General features: G+C 45.1%; 13 protein-coding genes. All 13 read right to left on the bottom strand.

Features of this window, described 5'->3' with window-relative positions:
* Positions 1–88: 88 nt before the first annotated feature.
* A complete protein-coding gene (locus tag IEX62_RS02560) occupies positions 89–1,630 on the bottom strand; it encodes a 2-isopropylmalate synthase (RefSeq protein ID WP_188773826.1) in 1,542 nt (513 codons plus the stop codon).
* 342 nt (positions 1,631–1,972) lie between these two features.
* Positions 1,973–2,965 (bottom strand): ketol-acid reductoisomerase, encoded by a 993-nt coding sequence (gene ilvC / locus IEX62_RS02555; protein WP_188773825.1) that lies wholly within the window; start codon positions 2,963–2,965, stop codon positions 1,973–1,975.
* 356 nt (positions 2,966–3,321) lie between these two features.
* Positions 3,322–3,816, bottom strand: coding sequence for an acetolactate synthase small subunit (ilvN, locus tag IEX62_RS02550; protein ID WP_188773824.1), 495 nt, complete (start codon positions 3,814–3,816; stop codon positions 3,322–3,324).
* A complete protein-coding gene (ilvB, locus tag IEX62_RS02545) occupies positions 3,813–5,561 on the bottom strand; it encodes a biosynthetic-type acetolactate synthase large subunit (RefSeq protein ID WP_188773823.1) in 1,749 nt (582 codons plus the stop codon). The genes ilvN and ilvB overlap by 4 nt, the downstream gene beginning before the upstream one ends.
* 1,379 nt (positions 5,562–6,940) lie before the next feature.
* Positions 6,941–7,903 carry an ABC transporter permease gene (locus IEX62_RS02540; RefSeq protein WP_188773822.1) on the bottom strand — a complete coding sequence of 321 codons (963 nt, stop codon included), beginning with the start codon at positions 7,901–7,903 and terminating at the stop codon, positions 6,941–6,943.
* Entirely contained in the window at positions 7,903–8,982 is a 1,080-nt protein-coding gene (locus IEX62_RS02535) for an ABC transporter permease (RefSeq protein ID WP_188773821.1), read from the bottom strand. The genes IEX62_RS02540 and IEX62_RS02535 overlap by 1 nt, the downstream gene beginning before the upstream one ends.
* Positions 8,975–10,513: an ABC transporter ATP-binding protein gene (locus IEX62_RS02530; protein WP_188773820.1), complete on the bottom strand. Its 1,539-nt coding sequence runs from the start codon at positions 10,511–10,513 to the stop codon at positions 8,975–8,977. Before IEX62_RS02530 ends, IEX62_RS02535 begins: the two co-directional genes overlap by 8 nt.
* A 295-nt stretch (positions 10,514–10,808) precedes the next feature.
* Positions 10,809–11,849 (bottom strand): BMP family lipoprotein, encoded by a 1,041-nt coding sequence (locus IEX62_RS02525; protein WP_188773819.1) that lies wholly within the window; start codon positions 11,847–11,849, stop codon positions 10,809–10,811.
* A gap of 422 nt (positions 11,850–12,271) precedes the next feature.
* Entirely contained in the window at positions 12,272–12,742 is a 471-nt protein-coding gene (locus IEX62_RS02520; RefSeq protein WP_188773818.1) for a cupredoxin domain-containing protein, read from the bottom strand.
* A 147-nt stretch (positions 12,743–12,889) separates the two neighbouring features.
* Entirely contained in the window at positions 12,890–13,249 is a 360-nt protein-coding gene (gene rplT / locus IEX62_RS02515; protein ID WP_188773817.1) for a 50S ribosomal protein L20, read from the bottom strand.
* 26 nt (positions 13,250–13,275) lie between these two features.
* Positions 13,276–13,476, bottom strand: coding sequence for a 50S ribosomal protein L35 (rpmI, locus tag IEX62_RS02510; protein WP_188773816.1), 201 nt, complete (start codon positions 13,474–13,476; stop codon positions 13,276–13,278).
* A gap of 13 nt (positions 13,477–13,489) precedes the next feature.
* On the bottom strand, positions 13,490–13,987 hold the full coding sequence (gene infC, locus IEX62_RS02505) for a translation initiation factor IF-3 (RefSeq protein WP_188773815.1): 498 nt from the start codon (positions 13,985–13,987) through the stop codon (positions 13,490–13,492).
* 522 nt (positions 13,988–14,509) lie between these two features.
* Positions 14,510–15,757 carry a glycosyltransferase family 2 protein gene (locus tag IEX62_RS02500; RefSeq protein WP_188774038.1) on the bottom strand — a complete coding sequence of 416 codons (1,248 nt, stop codon included), beginning with the start codon at positions 15,755–15,757 and terminating at the stop codon, positions 14,510–14,512.
* Positions 15,758–15,789: the final 32 nt, after the last annotated feature.

Raw genomic sequence — 15,789 nt, 5'->3', positions numbered from 1 at the left:
TGTATACATCCAGGCGATACAGCTGCAAAGCCAGAGACTTTAGAGTTGATAGTTAATCGTACATCAATCGTACGATCTGTTTCTTTAGTTAGATCATCGAAATATTATCGCGACGTCCTGTTTTGCGTTTTTCTACCAGACGATTCAAGGAGTCCACATACGCACGCGCACTCGCTTCTAGAATGTCGGTGCTAACGCCGCGACCTTGAGCCGTGATGCCCTCTTGCGTCAAGGCCACATGAACCTCGCCGAGTGCATCCTTACCCTGGGTAACCGCCTTGATCGAATAATCAGATAGGGTCACATCTTCTTGTGAAGCCTTATCGATCGCATTGTAGATCGAATCGACTGCCCCGTTACCGCTCGATTCTTCTTCACGCACACCACCATCGATCGTGCTCAGACGTACGCGTGCAGTCGGCTCACTCTCGCTGTCAAACGAGACGAACAACGAATCCAGCTGGAAAAATTCCGGTGTATCGGCAAGACGCTCTTCCAGCAGCGCGAACAGATCATCATCGGTAACTTCCTTCTTTTTGTCCGCCAGCACTTTGAATTTAGCAAATGCGCGATTCACTGCTTCTTCGTCCAGCTCAAAGCCCAGCTCGATCAGATGCTCACGAAAGGCATGGCGACCGGAGTGCTTGCCCATGACGAGCTTGCTTTCCTTGAGTCCAATCGTTTCCGGTGTCATAATCTCATACGTCGATTTCTCTTTCAGCATACCATCCTGGTGAATACCGGATTCATGGGCAAATGCATTTGCACCAACGATTGCCTTGTTACCCGGTACAACCATACCTGTCAGCTTGCTGACGAGACGGCTCGTACGTGCAATTTCAGACAACGTAAACGATGTCTTTGCGCCGTAGAAGTCCTGACGCGTTTCCAGCGCCATCGCCACTTCTTCCAGTGCCGTGTTACCCGCGCGTTCCCCAATACCGTTAATCGTACCTTCAACCTGATCGGCACCATTCAAAATCGCTGCCAGAGCATTCGCTGTTGCCATGCCCAGATCATCATGACAATGCGCGCTCAATTGTACCTTTTCTACACCAGGTACATTTTCTTTGACATATTTGAAAATATTACCGTACTCATAAGGTGTCAAATAACCGACAGTATCCGGCAAGTTGACCACATACGCGCCTTCTTCAATCGCCATCTTCGTCATTTCCGCGATAAATTCCAGCTCCGTACGCCCTGCATCCTCCAGCGAGAATTCAACCTTATCAAAATATTTACGTGCATATCGAATCGCAGAGCGTGCCGTATCGCGTACCTGATCCTTGTCCATGCGCAGCTTATACTGGCGGTGAATCGGTGAAGTCGCCAGGAACAGATGCAGGCACGGATCTTGCGCCCCCTTCAGCGCCTCGCGTACCGCATCGATGTCCTGCTCACGCGAACGCGACAAACCAATCACACTGGCATTTTTTACAGCGTTCGCCACAGCATTAACCGCTGCCAGATCACCAGGCGATGCCGCCGGAAATCCAGCTTCAATACGATCGACCCCCAGGCGCTCGAGCTGATGAGCAATCTCAACTTTCTCCGGCGTATTCAAGTTAACCCCAGGCGATTGCTCTCCATCTCTCAGCGTCGTATCGAAAATATAAATTTTACGCATAATCGCACCTCCTTATAGTTTAGGTAAAGCCATAACTAACTTTTTAAAAAGTTCCATTTAAAAAAGTAAAAGTCATGCCAAGCACAACTCACTTTCCCACTACTTCCCTAACATTAAAAAAACAATGTTTAGAAGTTAATTTGCAGCAGGCAGATTGAACACGCACTAGCGAAGGGGAAAGAATTGTTCTGAAGAAGCGAAGCGTTCGCCTTTAAAGGTTGATTTTGACTGCTACAAGCAGTCGTTCAAAAAATCAACCTTTAACAGCGATCGAAAGAACAATCTTTCCCCGGAGCGCCAGTAGCTTCAACCAGCCAACCCGCAATTTAAACCTTCAAATCATTATTTTTTAATCCAATGCATCATTTCACGCAATTGACCACCAACAACCTCAAGCTGATGCTCGGACTCGTTGCGGCGTGTTGCTGTCAGGAATGCACGACCGGATTGGTTTTCCAGAATGAAGTCGCGTGCGAATTTACCCTGTTGGATATCGGACAGTACTTCTTTCATCGCTTTTTTCGTTTCTTCAGTTACGATACGAGGACCAGTTACATAGTCACCATACTCCGCAGTGTTACTGATGGAATCGCGCATCGTTGCCAGACCACCTTCGTACATCAGGTCAACGATCAGCTTCAGCTCATGCAGACACTCGAAGTAAGCCATTTCAGGAGCGTAGCCAGCTTCAGTCAGTGTTTCAAAGCCTGCTTTAACCAGGGCGCTTACGCCACCGCACAGTACAGCTTGCTCACCGAACAGATCCGTTTCCGTTTCTTCGCGGAAGGAAGTTTCGATAACGCCTGCACGTGTACAGCCGATACCTTTTGCATACGCCAGACCGATTTCTTTGGCATTGCCAGTAGCATCTTGATGAATCGCGATCAGGCCAGGTACGCCGAATCCCTCTTCATATGTACGACGTACCATATGACCAGGAGATTTAGGAGCAACAAGCAGTACGTCATTGCTTTTCGGAGCAACGATTTGACCAAAATGAACGTTAAAGCCGTGTGCGAACAGCAGAGCAGCTGTATCTTTCAGGTTTGGAGCGATTTCGCTGTTGTAGACGCTAGCTTGTGTTTCATCTGGCATCAGAATTTGAACGATATCTGCTTTTTTGGTAGCTTCTGCTACGGACAGTACTTCAAAGCCATCGTTTTTCGCTTTATCAAACGATTTACCTTCACGCAGACCGATGACAACCGACAGACCGCTATCACGCAGGTTTTGTGCGTGAGCATGACCCTGGCTACCATAACCGATAATTGCGATTGTTTTACCTTTCAATACGTTCAATTCTGCATCGTTTTCGTAGTAAGTTGTTACTGCCATTTTTTCTTCCTCCTTTAATATATGAAACGTTGTACCGGCACTGCCGATAGTTGTTTTAACCCTCCTGAAAAGAGCGGGTATTTCAAAGGAAGTCAGACTGCTCGTAATCGCCATACCGGCTTATTGTCATTATAGGCATGCAGCTCGATCCTGTACAAATCAGAACAAATATATACTATATTTATCTATAGCTTTCATTTATCTGTAGCCTTCTGATTTCCTCTCAAATCCCCGTCTTTTCAAGCGGGGCAGTTTTTACTCATGCAATATTGCTTACAAAAGCGAGTCACGAATCAGGTTTTTAACTAAACGGGCTCTTCCAGCCTCACCTGTTACCGTAATTGCGATCAATCAGCTTACACATTACCACGAATCATAGCGGTTGCCCCTGTACGGGACAGCTCGCGGATGCCATAAGGCTTGAGCAGCTCGATCATGGCATCGATCTTTTCTGTATCGCCGACTACCTGTACCATCAGGCTATTCGGGCCGATATCAACAACCGCTGCGCGGAAGGTTTCGATAACACCCATAATCTCTGGACGCTCGGATGGCTCTGCTTTAACTTTGATCAGTGCCAGCTCGCGAGCTACCATCGGACGAGAGCTCAGGTCGATCACCTTGATCACATCGATGATTTTGTACAATTGCTTTTCGATCTGCTCCAATGTGTTTTCGTTGCCTGTAGTCACGATAACCATACGGGACAGGCCGGCTTCTTCGGATTGACCGACAGTGATACTTTCGATATTGAAGCCACGGCGGCCGAACAGGCCGGAGACCCGTTGCAGCACGCCTGGCTGGTCGTTAACTAATACGGCGATGGTGTGTTTGTATGTTGTCGATATCATTCCTTATCCCCCATTAACATTTGATCAATGGTAGCTCCCTGCGGAACCATCGGATACACATTTTCGTGCTTGTTGACGATGAACTCGACCACGACAGGTCCCGGTGTATCCATCGCTTCCTTCCATGCTGCCTGCGCTTCCTCTTTGTTCGTTGCACGCAAGCCCTTAACTCCATACGCTTCAGCCAATTTTACAAAGTCCGGGCTACCGGACAGATCGATATGGCTGTAACGATTCTCATAGATCAATTCCTGCCACTGACGTACCATACCAAGTACCTGGTTATTCAAGATTACGATCTTCACCGGAATATTGTTAATCGCGCAGATTGCCAGCTCCTGTGCACACATCTGCATGCCGCCATCCCCATTAATAGAAATAACGAGACGATCTGGATTTGCCATCTGTGCACCGATTGCGGATGGGAAGCCGAAGCCCATCGTACCGAGTCCACCGGAGGTTACCCAGGAACGAGGCTTGTTAAAGCGATAATACTGTGCTGCCCACATCTGGTGCTGACCTACATCTGTCGTTACGATCGCTTCACCGCGAGTTGTATCGTTCAGCATTTCTACAACCCATTGTGGCTTGAGCACTTCATCCGAGTCGTCATAACGGAAAGGCTTATCGCGCTTCCACTCAGCGATTTTTTGACGCCAAGCATCTGCTTTAGCACTGTAAGCTGCATCGCTGTTCAGCTGCTCCAGTACTGTTTTTACATCGCCAACGATTGGGATGTCTGTTTTCACGTTTTTGCCAATTTCGGCTGGATCGATATCGATATGAGCGATTCGAGCATGAGGCGCAAATCCATCAAGCTTACCTGTTACACGGTCATCGAAGCGTGCACCGATGCTGATCAGCAAGTCTGACTGCTGAATCGCCTGGTTCGCTGCATACGTTCCGTGCATACCCGGCATACCGATCCACAGATCGTTACCGCTTGGGAAGCCGCCCAGACCGAGCAAGGTAGTTGTAATTGGAATCCCTGTAGCCGTTACGAACTTCAGCAGTTCCTCATGTCCACCGGAGTAAACAACACCGCCACCTGCCAGAATCAACGGACGCTCGGCTTCAACAATCGCCTGATGCAGCTTATCCAGCTGTAGCTTGTTCGCTACGACACGTGGATTATAGCCTCTCATCACGACTGGCTCCGTATGCGGCTTGAACAGTGATTTCGCTGCCGATACATCCTTCGGAATGTCGATCAGTACCGGACCTTTACGACCTGTATTGGCGATGTGGAATGCCTCATGAATCACACGTGGCAGATCCTCTACATCCCGTACCAGATAGCTGTGCTTCGTGATTGGCATCGTGATCCCTGTAATGTCTGCTTCCTGGAAAGCATCTGTACCGATCAGCGTTGTTGCTACGTTACCTGTGATGACCACGAGTGGCACCGAATCCATATAGGCAGTTGCGATCCCTGTAACCAGGTTCGTCGCTCCCGGACCAGAAGTCGCGATACATACGCCAACCTTGCCGCTTGCACGTGCATAGCCATCAGCTGCGTGAATCGCGCCTTGCTCGTGACGAGTCAGCAAATGCTTGAAGTCGTCAAATCCGTGCATCGCATCGTAAATGTACAGTACCGCTCCGCCCGGATAACCAAAGACGCATTCTACACCTTCCAGCAGCAAGCTGCGGAGAAGCATTTCAGAACCTGTAATGACTTCTGGCTTCATCCATTTCTCACGTAATTGATCAGTTGATTGCACATTCGGTATTTGCGCGCTCATATCTTTTCCTCCTCCCAAAAATTCACATCAATCTTACACAAAATTCGTATGACAGGCCGACGCATCCTACAGCAGGTTGCTTGCTCAGTTCTCTGCTGAAGATTGCTGGCTCAGGCTAATAAAATCAAAAAAACCTTTCGCCACCCCAAACAGAAAAACTCTGTTCGAGGGACGAAAGGTTATATCTTCCGTGGTACCACCCAGATTCGCATACAGCCTCACAGCTCGTATGCCTCATCAAGTAAGACAAGTGTGCCTTACCTATTGTCTGTAACGTAGACAGTACGATTTTCCCTAATAATCACGGATGAATCCGTGCCTTTCAGGAAAACAGCTCCGAGGTGAGCTCGTATAAAAGGGGTTTTGATGAAGCTTTCAGCAGTGCGCTTCACTCTCTGGACAAAATAGCCCTTAAAACTTCGTCCTCTTCATAGCCGATCATGGATATTCACAATATCGACTGCAACATTTCAACTTGTTGTCAGCCGCTGATTTAGAAACATTATATGATTCATTTGAAACAGAGTCAACACTAATTTTTTTTGCACTTTTGGACAATTCGCGTAAATGGGATGAAGACATTTATACAGCAAATATGTAGTGTAAGCGTGATCTTTGTGAGTATAGCTTTATATTTATAAGAAAACTGTGCATATTCACTGGAGGACAGGTGATTTGGTTTTGTCCTTTATGCACAAATGATAGGGTGTGATGGAATGTTATTTTGTTGAATAAGACATATGGTTTAGTTGGTGAGAAGGTTTATGGAGGATCGAGATGATTGGGTGGATTGGGTAAACTGGATGCTGAGTTGGAGAATTAAATAATGGCTATATTTCGGGATTAAAGAATGGTACATTAGGCGGCAACCACTCCGGGAAGGAATAAGGGGACGGACTCGGGTGGAGCCGCGGGAATCTTTTGGAATGGGGAAAGAATGAAGATTCCCGCCCCTCGGAAGCAGTAAGATATTTTGCTTTCGCAAAAATCACTTTTCATTGAACCCTGTGTTAGGAAATCGCTAACACTATAAGGAGTCCTTTCCCCTTATTTCCTTCCCTCCGTTCTGTGCGTATTGCTACAATCTACAATCTACAATCTACAATCTACAATCTACAATCTACAAAATGACCGCCATCTATATCCTATGAAACTTGTTAATTCAATTTATTTAAAATTATTTATTCTCGATCGCCTTCTTTTAAATTTAAAATCACCCTTTTCTTGCTGTTGATCATTATAGCTATAAAAAAAGTCGGCACTTCCGAAGAAGTACCGACTTTGCGTTTACATATAAGCTACTTTTGCGTTCACTCTTACTTTTACATGCTACAACCATCGTGTGCACCGAGCATGGGTGTAGAACGTTTTGAATGAATCTACCGTTTGCTCGGATCGTAAGGTTGGCCGAGTGCTGATGGGGCGCTGGAGCGTCCGACAGCGGCTACCAGGACGATGATGGTGAGCAGGTATGGCAGCATGTAGATGATTTCGGGTGGGATGCTCTGCGTCCAGGCGAAGAGCTGTACGTAGTTACGTACGGCTTGTGCCAGACCGAAGAAAACAGCCGCGCCGAATGCGCCGATTGGGTTCCATTTACCAAAGATCATCGCAGCGATCGCGATGTAACCTTGACCGGAAATCGTATTGTGTGCAAATGTGCCTGTTGTCGTCAGTGTGATCGTTGCGCCACCGACAGCAGCCAGTGCACCACTGATCATAACGCCTACATAGCGCATACGATTAACCTTGATACCTACGGTATCCGCAGCACTTGGATGCTCACCGACAGAGCGCAGACGCAGACCGAACGGTGTTTTGTACAGTACAAAATACGAAACGAATACGAGGATAATCGCCAGGTATGTCGTTGGATATGCATTGAACAACGCATCACCCAGTAATGGGATTTTGCTCAAGCCTGGAATTGGCATACGGCTGTAGCCGGAGATCAATTCCGTTTCACCAGCGCCATCGAACAGCAGCTTCACCATATACAGCGTACTACCTGCTGCGAGGAAGTTGATTACGATACCGCTAATAACCTGATCCGCTTTGAATGTGATCGAAGCGACTGCGTGAATAAGCGATACGATAATGCCGAGCACAATCGCTGCACACAGACCGATCGAAGCAGCGGCAAAGCCGTCCAGACCTGCTGCCTGTGCATAGTGACCAAATACACCGGCTGCAAATGCGCCGAACACCATCAAGCCTTCCAAACCAAGGTTGGTTACACCGGATTTTTCTGAGAAAATACCGCCGAGAGAAGTGAAGATGAGTGCTGTCGCAAACACCAACGTCGTATTAAGAAGCTGACCAATAATTGTTAATACGTCCATTATGACACCTTCTCTTTCTTGCGCTTGGCATAAAACGGTTTAAGCAACCAGCGCACAATACCCTGTGCGGCGATAAAGAATATAATTGCACCAATAACGATACGCACGATCTCAGGTGGTACATCAGCGCTAAAGCTCATACCTGCCGAACCGTAAGTGAGCGTACCGAACAGAATCGCTCCTAATACAACACCGAACGGATTATTCATACCGATCAGCGCCACCGCGATACCGTCAAAGCCAGTTCCTGGCGAGCTTGCCATAACAGACTGGTAACCAAACACACCGAGAACGGTAAATGCGCCACCCAGACCAGCAAATGCGCCACTGATGAACATTGCTTTTACGATATTGCGGTTAACGTTCATACCCGCATATTTGGAAGCATCCTGGTTAAAACCAACCGAACGCAGCTCAAAGCCTTGCTTTGTTTTCCACATGAAAATGTAGAAGAATACCGCAGCCAGCAGTGCGATCAGCGTGCCCCAGTGTACACGCGCATTGCCCATCATTTCGGACAGCCAGCTAATTGCGATTGATGCAGACGGCTGAATATCAACCGAGCGCGTATCGCCGGACTGGAGCGCGAAGGTATTGATAATCAGATTGGACAGGTACAGACCAATCCAGTTGAGCATAATACAGGAAATAACTTCGTTTACACCACGTGTGGCTTTGAGGAAGCCAGCAAGCGCTGCCCACAAACCACCAAACACTGCACCTGCAATAATTGCCAGTGGCGCGTGAATGAACGCAGGCAAGCCATGCAGATGGATACCTACGATCGAAGCCGCAGTCATACCGATCATGAACTGTCCTTCTCCGCCAATATTAAAAAGACCAGCACGAGCAGCAAATGCAAAAGCTAACCCTGTCATAATTAGAGGTGTCATTTCACGAATTGCTTCGCCAAAATCATAAGAATTTCCATATACACGTTCAATTAGTGCAGAGTAAGCCTCTATAGGATTGTATCCTCCAACCATCATAACAATAGCACCAAGAAGCAGACCTAGAATAATAGCAATGACCGGAAGTGTAATTGAATCTTTCGTAAATAATTTTAAAACTTTATTCATGCGTTGCACCTCTCTTTACGGTGCTTCCCGCCATCATTAAGCCCAATTCCTGATCATTGGTTTGTTCCGGCAGCACTTCACCTACAATTTGACCTTCATAAATAACAACAATCCGGTCGGATACGTTCAAAATCTCATCCAGCTCAAACGAAATGAGCAGAACTGCTTTACCCTGATCACGCTGTGCAATCAATTGCTTTTGTACAAACTCAATCGCACCTACGTCCAGACCACGTGTTGGCTGTGCCGCTACGAGCAGATCCGGATTTTTGTCGATCTCACGTGCAATGATTGCTTTCTGCTGGTTACCACCGGACAGAGAGCGTGCCATCGTGTGGATGCTTGGCGTACGTACGTCAAAGCCTTCCACAAGGCGCTGCGCCTTTTTATCGATCTCATCATGCTGCAGGAAGCCATTCTTGTTGTATGGCTGCTTGTAGTACGTTTCCAGCACCATGTTTTCACTAACGGAGAAGTCCAGTACAAGACCATGCTTATGACGGTCTTCTGGAATGTGAGCAACACCAGATTCAGTAATTTTGCGCGGTGTCAGATTCGTGATTGGCTTGCCATGAAGAGTAATCTCGCCACCATCTACATGACGCAGACCCGTGAGCGCTTCAATTAGCTCGCTCTGTCCGTTACCATCGACACCAGCAATACCAAGAATCTCGCCTGCCTTCACCTGTAGACTCAAGTGATTCAGTACAGACATTCCATCTTTGTTTTTGGAAACGACCTCTTTCATTTCCATCACGACTTCACCCGGGTTAGCAGGGATCTTATCGACCTTAAAGCTAACGTTACGACCGACCATTTTCTCAGCTAGCTCCTGTGGCGACGTTTCGGTCTTTTTCAGTGTGTCGATAACTTTACCCCGACGAATAATCGTTACCGTGTCAGCGATCTGCATAATCTCTTTCAGCTTATGCGTAATCAAAATGATCGACTTGCCCTCTTTGATCAGACGCTGCATAATTTCCATCAGCTCAGAAATCTCCTGTGGTGTCAGCACCGCAGTCGGCTCATCAAAGATCAGAATATCAGCGCCACGATACAGCGTTTTAAGAATCTCAACCCGTTGCTGCATTCCGACAGAAATGTCGTGAATTTTAGCATTCGGATCAACACGCAGTCCGTATTGCTCAGATAGCTTGCGGATGTCTTCCGTCGCTTTTTTATAGTTGATTCGGGCGCCTTTATTCGGCTCGGAGCCCAGAATAATATTCTCGGTAACAGTAAATGGCTGTACCAGCTTAAAATGCTGGTGAACCATCCCGATGCCAAGCTCAATCGCTTTGTTCGGCCCATCAATCATTACAGGCTTGCCATTGACTTCAATTACACCTTCTTCAGGCTGATACAGTCCAAAGACCACATTCATAAGCGTCGACTTGCCGGCACCGTTCTCACCCAGCAGGGCATGAATTTCACCCTTGAACAGCTTAAAGCTGATCGAATCGTTAGCTACGATTCCAGGGAAACGTTTTGTTATTTGTTTTAGCTCTACAACAGGGGTTGCTGTATTCATTAAATCACCCTTATAAGCAAATTGATTATCCCTTTGGTAAGACTTCGCACTGTATGGTATCTGACTATTACATATGGAAGTCCTGCAACCACCAGTATAGCAATACTTTTCGGCATTTCGACTAGCTTTTTCGATGAAGCTAATCTTTATCTGTCCACTTCATACTATCCATTTTGACGAGTTTGACGATGTACGAGTTATCAACAATTCAACCTGTAGACGTAACAACAAGGCTAGTCATGAACCAGCCTTGTGTTGGAGTCTACTATTTTAAAGCAGCTTGAGTGAAGCTATATTATTGAACGGTATCTGGTACTTTAACTTCGCCTTTGATGATTTTTTCTTTGTACTCATCAACCAGCTTCAGTACGTCAGCAGGAACGTTTTTGCTAGAAGTGTCAGCAACGCCTACGCCATCGTCCTTCAGACCCAGTGTTTCTACACCACCTTTGAATGTACCATCGATTACTTCTTTAGATACTTTTTCAACGGCAGTGTCTACACGCTTGATCATGGAAGTCAGAGTAACTTTATCGCCATAGATCAAAGACTGATCCTTATCAACACCAATTACCCATACTTGTTGACCAGAATTAACGCGGGATTGAGCTTCACTGAATACACCATTACCGGTTGCACCAGCTGCATGGAAAATGATATCTACACCGTCATTGTAAAGGGTAGCTGCTGCAGACTTACCAACATCAGGCTTATCAAAAGCGCCAGCATAGTTTACCATTAATTGAGCATTTGGATTAACAGCTTGGATACCTGCTTTAAAGCCAGCTTCAAAGCGTTGAATCAGTGGGCTTTTTTCACCACCAACAAAACCGATTTTATTGGATTTTGTCATTTTACCTGCAATCACACCTACAAGGAAAGAACCTTCATTCTCTGCAAATGTAATAGATTTTACATTAGGCAAATCTACAACACTATCGATGATAGCCAAATTAGCTTTTGGATTTTGCTCACCAACTGTTTTGATAGCATCTGCTAAGTTGAAGCCGATACCCCAGGTCAAAGAATAATTATCTTTAACAAATTGATTCAGGTTAGGAATATAATCCTGATCGGATTTACTTTGAAGGTACTTTACACTAGCTCCGCCGTCCTTTTGCACTTGTTGCAGCGCTTCCCAGGCAGATTGGTTAAAAGATTTGTCATTCACGCCGCCTACATCAGTAACCATACCGATTTTTACGTCGCTGGAACCGCCGCTTCCCGATGTTCCGTTACTTGCATTGTTTGTGGAGTCGCTTTTGTTACCGCATGCTGCTAAGAATACAGATAGTGCCAGTACCATAATTAGCGAAAGTGAATAAACCTTCTTCATGTACATTGTTCCCCCTTAAAAGTATCAACTATATGTCTGCTTCTGTCTATAAAACCGAACAATTTACCCAAATCACGACAGTAAAATTCGTCTTGCGAGCAGATTCAATAGTCACTGAACCGATTATACAATCATGTGGTAGGAAAATCTACTATTTTAATAACAAATGGTCAATTAATTTATACGAAATAACTAAAATAAACTAATATTAATAATTTTCTTTCATTTTTTCTATTTATAAGTCATATAAACTAACTTTAAATGTTATTTAAAACAACATTTTACCTAAAATAGTCATTTATTTTATATATCCAATTTTAAATTCATATAAAAAACCCTTGTATTTAATTTGATCCAAGTTTGCATTGGGATCAAAATTTAATACAAGGGCTAGCTCTATACAAATACGATTTGTTTTTTACTTAGTATACAATATTACCATTTCCACTAACTGCATACGATCCGTAATTAATTACTCTTACTCTGTACGTTCCAGCAGGAACATTCGTAAAAGTTCTTATAGTATTATTTGCTTTGAATGTGCCATTAACAAAAATAGGATTGAATCCAGGAATTTCGAATCCAGAGTCATTTACTAACTGGTATCCCATTACAGGACTGCCTGCAGGATCATCTGTCCACTGAACTATTGTAATAGGTAGATCCCCTCCAGAAGTTTTAAAAGAACTAGAAGCTACACGATTTTGTAAACCGCTCCATCTGAAAGTTAATGTTGCTCTAGCCGCTTGTAATTGCTCTGCGGCAAGTGAAGATGTATAATTATTTTCTTGTGCAGGAAGAGTTTGATTGTTTTCTTCAGCATATGTAGAACTCATTCCTATAGAAAAAAGTGTTGCAGCAGCTACAGATGTTGCTATTAATTTTTTCAACATTACTTTGTCCTCCTTAAAATATGTATTTGTATAGAAGCTTTTTAAATTATATCATTTTATTACTTTATTTGTAAACTAATTTCCTTCAAAAGCAAACAAACTCACAAGACTATTACGTCTTGTGAGTTTGTTTATTCTATAAAAAACTTAAGCGTTGATTTTTTCTTTTGCAACGGATGCCAGGGAGTTGAACGCTGTTACATCGTTCACTGCCAGGTCAGCCAGCATTTTACGGTTGATGTTAACACCAGCCAGTTTCAGGCCGTGCATCAGTTTGTTGTAAGACAGACCGTTAAGACGAGCTGCTGCATTGATACGTACGATCCACAGTCTGCGGAAGTTACGTTTTGTTTGACGACGGTCACGGTATGCGTAGACCAGGGATTTGTTAACCTGTTCTTTTGCAGTTTTGAAAATACGGTGTTTAGAACCGAAGTAACCTTTTGCAAGTTTCAGATATTTCTTATGTTTACGACGTGTGACGAATCCGCCTTTTACTCGTGCCATATTATAAACCCTCCCGGAAAATTAAATTATTTAAGATTAGCCAGACCTTGTTTCAAGCGTCTTACGTCACCAGCAGCCATCATTGGGCTAGTACCAAGTACGCGTTTTTGACGTTTGGATTTGTGGGAAAGCAGGTGGTTTTTGAACGCTTTGTGGCGTTTAACTTTACCTGTTCCTGTGATTTTAAAGCGACCTTTCAAACTGCTATGAGTTTTCATTTTAGGCATTTGAATATCCCCCTTAGTTATTTTTCGGCGCCAAGATCATAATCATGCTGCGGCCTTCCAGTTTAGGCTGGCGCTCAACAGTACAGATATCTGCAACTTCATCTCTTACGCGTTCCAAGACTCTTTGACCAATATTTGCATGTGCAATCTCGCGACCGCGGAAGCGGACCGAGCATTTCACCTTGTCGCCATTGTTAAGAAACTTCACTACATTACGGAGTTTAGTTTGATAATCGTGCTCCTCCGTATTCGCATGGAAACGCATTTCTTTCAGTTCAACAATCTTCTGATTTTTACGCGCTTCTTTTTCTTTCTTCTGCTGCTCGTAACGGAATTTGCCGTAGTCCATAATACGACATACAGGCGGCTTCGCTTGTGGTGCTACGTTAACGAGATCCAAATTCAGATCGATCGCCATTTGCATCGCTTCGCGAGTTGGCTTAATTCCGATTTGCTCACCTTCAGGACCTACCAGGCGCACTTCCTTTACCCGGATCTCATCGTTGATCATATGTTCCTTACTAATAACTTCCACCTCCACGTTGTGATAGACAGCGGTATTACAAAATAAAAAGGGATGCAGGCCTCATCACCCGCATCCCTTGATCATCTACATCTATTCATGACAATCGAATTGTCATCAAAGTAAAGATCAATGAACCAGCCAACAGCTATTGGTCAGGTGAGAAGACAGGCTTCTACTTATTCATTCGTTTAGTTGTTCCAAAAACACTTGATTAGTATATCATGGCTACTATCGAGTGTCAACAGCTTTATTCTATTTATTTTATAACCAACTCTATATTTTCAAAAGTACTTAGACTGCTTTAATTTGATGTCTTTATTTTAGCAGTTATCTACCCGCATATGGCTCACTATCGTACCCTACCGTATAGGATGATAAAGCGTTACTAGTCATTTTCCATAAAAAAAGGCGTAGCGCTCAATCTTGAGAGCGCTACGCCTTTTTCACTTGTATATGAGCTGGTCGATCATCTTTCTTTAGAAAGGCGATCAGACCACTTCAGTTAAATTACAGCGTGCTCTGCTTGCTACCATGTACGTCCTCAATGCGCACCACGCGTGTATGCTGCGTGTGGCTCCATTGTTTGTTGTTCTGTGTGAAGAACGCGTAGAACGTAATCGGCCACCAGGACAGACCATAGATTGGGAACAGCAATAGATACAGGTATACTTTCCACGATTTGACCTTTTCCAGCACCATAGCCAGGATGAACGTTACAACGTTCGCAGCAATTGCTACATACGCTACCCACAACGGCAGGTAGTTGTAGATGGACGAGATGTGTGGACCACCCAGAATAGCGGTGTCGATCCATACGCCAGCCGTCATCAGGAAGGTAACCAGAACGATGTATACGTTGACGCTATACAGCGCAAGGTCAAACTTGATGATGTTGAATTGCTTGATACTTTGCCACAACAGTGGGAAGAAATAACGACGAGCAACGGTAAAGTGACCTTGCATCCAGCGCAGACGTTGACGGGAAGAAGCTTTGAATGTCAGTGGCTTCTCATCAAATACTTTGGCATCATAGCTGAATTTTGGGTAAATGCCTTTTTCGGCACAACGCATAGTGAACTCCAGGTCTTCTACCAGACTTGTTGCTCCCCAGCCGATTTCTTTCAGTAGTTCATTTTCGAAACACATGCCTGTACCGCCAAGGAAGTTCGCCATGTTCAGGTTGTGGCGAGACAGCTGCCACAGACGGTTGATGTACCAGTACGATACGCCGTATGCCGCAGTGATCCAGGAATCCTCAGGATTCTTCGTATCAATGTAACCTTGAATAACGCGTGCGCCTTCACACATGTCGTTATTCATTTCTTGCAGGAAGTTCGGTGCAGCCAGATTGTCTGCGTCGAACATTACGATCCCATCGTATTGACGCTCCATGCTCCACAGCTCGCGCAGCATCCATTCAATCGCATAACCTTTACCACGTTGGTTCGGGTTGGTACGTACGCATGCGTTCATGCCATGACTTCTAACGATATCAGCTGTGCTATCTGTACAGTTATCGCAGATAACGAATACGTCGTATAGCTCTCTCGGATAATCCATTTGCTTCAAGTTTTCCATCAAGGCGCCGATAACCTGCTCCTCGTTGTGAGCAGCGACCAGAATCGCAAATGACTTTTGCGGTGCATGGTCAGGCCTGCGCTTGCGTTTTAAAATACCGAATAATGAAAAACCGAACTGATATACCGCAACGAATGCGAGTATAATCTGCAATACAATAAAAATGGTGTCCAATATATTGCCCATGAGTTTGTGTGACCCCCTTCAGT

The sequence above is a fragment of the Paenibacillus hunanensis genome, assembly GCF_014645615.1.
Lineage (GTDB): Bacteria > Bacillota > Bacilli > Paenibacillales > Paenibacillaceae > Saccharibacillus > Saccharibacillus hunanensis.
The sequence above is the reverse complement of the archived record's forward strand: the minus strand, read 5'-3'. Positions and strand labels throughout refer to the sequence as shown.